Below are 3,975 nucleotides of genomic sequence, written 5' to 3'. Positions count from 1 at the left end.
GAAGTTATTGACAGTAATATCACGCTAGTCTTAGGCGAAATGAAAAAATGGCATCCAGTTCAATTAGTATTTAATGGCCCTCTGGTTAGTGAAAATGACGTTGTAAATCCATTTTTGGATTATCGCCTAAATGTTCAATTCACAAGTCCAACTGGTCAAGTATATATTGTTCCAGGATTCTATGCTGCAGATGGCAATGCTGCAGAAACCAGTGCAATCTCCGGACGAAAATGGGCAGCTAGGTTCAGTCCTGATGAAATTGGAGAATGGACTTATGCGACATCATTTAGAACGGGTAATCAGGTTGCCATTAATCTTGATCCAACTGCCGGAACACCTACATCATTTGATGGTGCCAATGGCAGCTTCATCATAACCTCCAATGACAAAATTCTGCCCGATAATCGGGCGAATGGAAGGCTTGATTATGTTGGTGGACATTTTTATCAATATCAGGAAACCCAAACTTACTTCCTAAAAGTGGGAACAGATTCTCCGGAAAACTTACTAGCCTATGGCGATTTTGATAATACTGTTGCGAAAAAAGACTGGCTTCCACATTCTTCAGATTGGGTAAATGGAAACCCAACATGGCAAGGAAATAAAGGAACTGGATTAATAGGGGCGATTAACTATTTGTCAACCCAAGGCATGAATGCCTTCTCCTTTATAACAATGAGTGTAAATGGTGATGGGCAAGATGTTTGGCCATGGGCAGCTGTAAATCATAGTGACTTAAACGGAAATTCAGCAAACGAAATTGCAAACAGATTGCGTTATGATGTTTCCAAATTAGAACAATGGGAGATAATACTATCGCACGGAGATTCTAAGGGAATGTTTTTGCATTTTAAAACGCAAGAAACCGAAAATGATCTCTTGTTGGATGGTGGTGAGTTAGATGTAGAACGTAAACTATACTATCGTGAATTGGTGTCCAGATTCGGACATCATTTAGCCTTAAATTGGAATTTAGGCGAAGAAAATGATTTATACAGTAATTTAGGCGATAGCTCCAATAGTAGGATTGTTGCTTATGCCGATTATATTCGTGCAATAGATCCATACGATCATCCAATTACAGTTCATTCTTTTCCCGACGAACAAGATCAATTGTATCAACCTTTACTTGGAACTGGAAATGCGCTAACAGGCCCCTCCATACAATCTCTTATTGGTGATATTCACGCCGATGTAAAACGTTGGGTGGAAGCATCCAAAGTTGCAGGTAAACCTTGGGCGGTTGCCAATGATGAACAAGGTGATCCGCAAGCTGGTGTTGCTGCAGATGCAACCTTTTCGGGCAACAAGGGGATTATCCCTGATAACAGGGATGAAGTAAGGCATAAATCCTTGTGGGGTACTTTACTTGCTGGAGGCTATGGTGTTGAGTACTATTATGGTTATAGTACTGGAGAGACAGATCTTTCGGCTCAAGATTTCAGAAGTAGGGAATCCAAATGGCAAGATGCAAAGATTGCTTTGGATTTTTTCCATCAAGAACTCCCTTTTTGGGAAATGGAAAACGCTGATAACCTAACATCAAGTGAGCTTGCATATTGTTTGGGAAAGGAAGATGAAATTTATGTTGTTTTCAAACCTCAAGGACTTACAACCACAATAGACCTAAGTTCATTGAACGGGACTTTTTCCATTGCTTGGTTTGATCCAGAAAATGGTGGAGCCTTGCAAAATGGTAGCTTAAGCTACATTGTGGGAGGCTTGGAAAGGGAAATTGGAGAAGCGCCAAACAACCCTGATAAAGATTGGGTGGTATTAATAAAAAAGATAGCCGGGTCACCAATTGCTGAAATCAATGCTGACACAATCGAAGGAGAAATACCTTTAACAGTGACATTTTCCGGAGATCAATCAACAGATGACTCCGGGATTGTAAGCTATGCTTGGGATTTTGGTGATGGGAATATTTCTAATGATGCAAACCCAATTCATACTTATGGTTCTATTGGTACCTTTTTAGCTACATTGACGGTAACAGATGCAGACGGACTACAGGATACTGATGTAATTCAAATAACGGTTAATACCTCAACAGCTTGGGTGGATAAAGATGAAAACGAGAATTATACCGCCAGACATGAGTCTTCTTTTGTTCAAGCAGGCGATAAATTTTATCTTATGGGTGGTAGGGAAAATGCTAGATCCATTGACGTCTATAGCTATCAATCTGATACCTGGTCCACCCTCACTGATTCTGCACCTTTCGAATTTAACCATTTCCAAGCTGTAGAATACCAAGGGTTAATTTGGGTAATTGGAGCTTTTCAAGATAATAACTTCCCAAATGAGACACCTGCAGAACATATTTGGATATTCGATCCTTCTACAACTGAATGGATACAAGGTCCAGAAATACCTATTGAAAGACGAAGAGGAGGTGCCGGCTTAGTTCTTTACAATGATATGTTCTATCTTCTGGGAGGTAATACTATTGGTCATAATGGTGGTTATGTTGCTCAATTTGATGTGTATGATCCTAAAACCGGAAGTTGGACAATATTGGCAGATGCACCTAGAGCGAGAGATCATTTCGCAGCCGTTGTTATCAACAACAAATTATATGCGGCCGGTGGTAGGCTTTCAGGTGGAAACGGAGGCGTATGGAAACCAACGATAATGGAAGTGGATGTCTATGATTTCACAACTAGTGTATGGACCACATTGCCTCTAGATCAAAATTTGCCTACCCCACGTGCTGGGGCAGCAACTGTGAATTTCAACAATAAATTATTGGTCATTGGTGGTGAAGTTGAAAACGAAGTGGTATATGGAGAAAATATGGACGATGCTTTGAAAATAACGGAGCAATATGATCCTACTACACAAAGTTGGGAAAGATTAGGAGATCTTAATTACGAACGTCATGGGTTTCAAGCGATAGTTTCTGGGTCTGGAATTCATGTATTAGGCGGCTCTCCAAATAGAGGCGGCGGAAATCAAAAAAACATGGAATACCTTGGCGATGACAATCCAATAGGTATCACAAGTATTAGCAGTCAATTAATTGGTCCCGCTACAGTGCAGATTAATGACAACGATACAGCACTGGTAGATATTAACATATTGAATGGCAACATAGGGATTTATATTCGATCCATGGAAATAACAGGTCCCGATGCTAGTGACTTCGCTATTGAAAATGGAGCATTATCCAATGCTTTGTTAACAGTGGATAGTACACATACTATAGGTGTTTCACTTTCTGGCACCGGAGCTGGAAGAAGTGCCATTCTTACCATCAATCATGGTACCTCCAGTGAATTTTCAATTAATTTAGAATCTGCCCCAACCCAAAACATTGCTCCAGTTGCTGTAGCTAATGCATCTATTTTGGGTGGTGAAGCGCCGCTAGTAGTTTCTTTCGATGGCAGTCAGTCCACAGATGACAATTCTATAGCCCTGTATTTTTGGGATTTTGGTGATGGCAATAACTCGAATCAGGAAAATCCTGATCATACCTTTACCGGACCAGGAATATATAATGTATCTCTTACAGTAACTGATGATGAAGGGCTTGAAGACAGTTCTTCTTTGGCCATCACTGTTATTGATCCAAATCAAGAAGGTGTAACCGGATTTACAATGGTGGATTCTGCAACAAATAATGATATTTATAACATATTTGAAGGATTGCAAATCGATATCAGTGAGATAGAAAGTCTTTTAGTAAACATTAGAGCCAATACTAATCCGCCTACAGTAGGTAGTGTTTTATTGGAACTAACAGGTCCTTTACAGAATACAAGAGGAGAAAGTGTAGCTCCATACGCATTATATGGAGATGTTTCCGGTAATTATTTCGGTGAACAATTCCCTATTGGTAGTTATAGCATAAGTGGCACCCCATTTAGTGGCTCAGGATTATCAGGTGAGCAGGGTACAACCATTACAGTCAATTTTTCAATTGTTGAAGAGTTAGCAAACCAACCTCCAATTGCCCAATTGGTTGCCACA

General features: G+C 40.1%; 1 protein-coding gene. It reads left to right on the top strand.

The window, feature by feature from the left end:
• Window positions 1-39 precede the first annotated feature (39 nt).
• On the top strand, window positions 40-3,975 hold a 3,936-nt coding region (locus tag M3P19_RS16860; RefSeq protein ID WP_249658870.1), incomplete at its 3' end, for a PKD domain-containing protein.

This window comes from Flagellimonas spongiicola, from assembly GCF_023502425.1.
GTDB lineage: Bacteria > Bacteroidota > Bacteroidia > Flavobacteriales > Flavobacteriaceae > Flagellimonas > Flagellimonas spongiicola.
Note: the sequence above shows the minus strand (reverse complement) of the source record. Positions and strands in the feature narration are given on the sequence as shown.